Source organism: Bacillus cereus group sp. MYBKT14-1, assembly GCF_051915185.1.
Taxonomy (GTDB): domain Bacteria; phylum Bacillota; class Bacilli; order Bacillales; family Bacillaceae_G; genus Bacillus_A; species Bacillus_A cereus.
On sequence record NZ_JBQAEF010000042.1, the window covers coordinates 1 to 2532 of the forward strand.

Genomic DNA, 2532 nt, shown 5'->3' on the forward strand with positions numbered 1-2532 from the left:
CATATGTGTAGAGTAAACATCCAGCGCCTTATTACATTCCTGTGATAGGTTTCCAAATGTTCCTCTCCGAACCGGACTTACATCTCTCAATGTATCCGGCTCTCCATCTGTCTTCTGCATTTTATATCTCGCCCTTGTGTCTTTTCATATGACACTCTTTACAGAGTGCGATAGTCTTTCGATTTCTCGCTATCATTTGTTGTTCAAGATATGATTTATTTGACTTTGCTCGTAGATTCTTTAATCTCTTAATGTGATGCATATGTATCACAACATTGCTAGCTCTGCATAGTTCACATGTTTCCGCCTTGATTCTATCTGACAATTTAGTCGTACTCATTACATGCCGAGTATTTGGTAAAATGTCTGTTCCTTCTAGTGATAAATTTCTTGTCATTGGAAACTTTCTTTCAATGAAATGAACTTTATTCATTCCTTTCTTTGTCTCATACTGTACAGTAAATTGTCCGTACTTTTCGTATTTCTTTCGAATTTGTTTCGTACGTGTTCTGTATTTTGACGCAAAAGTTTTCAACATTGAATAATACATGAAATATGCAAAGCGGTGCATGTGATTGCTCACATTTTCAGCTAGTCGATAGTAATTGTATAACCCTCGAATTTCGCTATTATATTGCGTGATAATCTCTAAATCTTCATTGTGTTGGAAATATCCTCTTGGCTGAGGTTTCCAAGTGCCATTGGCACACATTTTAATGGCCTGATACTTTTGAAGTTTCTTTATCCATGCCTCATGTGGCATTTTTAATTGAATTTTACCGTTAAGAACCCTAGAAGCTCTCCCAAGACTGTTAATGCGTGTTGCTTCACTTTTAAACACTTTAATTTCAAATCCTAGAAATTTAGCGTGTTTCTTGAAGGCATTTGTTATCAGAGTCTTTTCCATAGATAATTCTAGTTTTAGCTCTTCTTTCAAAAATGAAGCTATCTCATTTTTAATAAGAATTGCATCCTCTTTAGAACCTATTACTCCAATAAGAAAGTCATCCGCATATCTTACATATTTGAGCCTTCTATAATTTTCATCCATTGGATTATTATAAGGTGTTTGTAACAATTTCCCTTTCAGAACTTTGTGTTGTTCTTTTAGTTCCGTAATTCGTGTTACTTCTCCATTTAGATAGGCAGTATCGATTTTCTCTTGAATCTTCCGCACTTTATACTGTAAATTACTATACTCTTTATTTATTTGTCGCTTTTTCCCTGATTCAAATCTATCCTGATACTTTTTCATATAAGCATCTAATTCATTTAGATAAATATTAGAAAGTATTGGACTAATGATTCCACCTTGAGGCGCTCCACTATAGGTATTATGAAATTTCCATTCTTCTAAATATCCAGCTCGTAAGAATTTCCAGATCAACTCTATAAACGCCTCATCCTTTATTCTTCTTTTAAGAATTGTAACTAGAGTATGATGTTCAATATTGTCGAAAAATCCTTTAATATCTCCTTCGATAAACCATTTACTACCTGTAAATGTGCGCTTTATCTCTAATAACGCACTATGGCATCCCTTTCCTTTTCGGTATCCATGTGATGAACTAGAAAAGCTTGAATCGTATATTGCTTCTAGTATCATACGTATAACTTCTTGGACTAATTTATCATAAAAGCTAGGAATTCCTAATGGCCTTTTCTTGCCATTTTTCCTTTCAATATAGGTTCTTCTAGATGGATATGGTTGATAGCTTTTACTTTTTAAAACACTTATCAAGTCTTCCACTTCCTTCATAGAAAAACCATCAATAGACCTTTGGTCTACTCCTATCGTTAATGCGCCATCATTTTTACTTAGATTATCGTATGCTAATAAAAAGAAATCTGGGTTATATAAATTACGATAAAGTCTTGTATATTGATATTCCTTATTAAGACTCTTCGTTCGCAGATTGCTTAGTACTATTTTTGGACATTGCATAGTGCCTTTCGCACCTCCCCAATTTGGTAATAAGCTAACAGACTGCCTTCCTTCGCCCTGTACTAGGCTTTCCCTAGCTCTGACTACTACGAAGGCTCCGTTGTCATATTAGATATTCATGAGCCATACTTCTTGACTGTTACATCTTGAAGTTATCCTCAATAGCCTCGCAGGCATTCTAACTTAGACAATCCCCATTTAGTAAACAAGGAATTTGCACGTATAGTGTCGGATGTGACGTTCACACTTTTCTTCCATATAGAAGTGGGCAACAGATAACCCTATTCATATAAGATGACTCACACTATCTTTATGATATCTGTTGAATCTCGTTTATAAACATCTTTCGAGACTAGTTACGGTGGCCTCCCTTGTGCTATCATTCAAGCAGTTTAGCCTTCATCCTTATCTCTACTTTATATCTTGCCGCTCAGTCTTGACTTGATGTTTAGCCAACTTACGGCTTTCTTGGCATGCTGTTGTCCCCTTTCAGTTTCCCTCCAAGGTTAGCCAAGTGATACTAGGTCTTTTAGGGTTGACCTAACAGCTTGCAATCACCGTTTTTCCTTGCCCCCTTATGGGCGCAC

General features: G+C 35.9%; 1 protein-coding gene. It reads right to left on the reverse strand.

The features are described from left to right. Nucleotides 1–121: 121 nt before the first annotated feature. A complete protein-coding gene (locus ACTFO4_RS30295) occupies nucleotides 122–1945 on the reverse strand; it encodes a reverse transcriptase domain-containing protein (RefSeq protein WP_440014676.1) in 1824 nt (607 codons plus the stop codon). Nucleotides 1946–2532 lie beyond the last annotated feature (587 nt).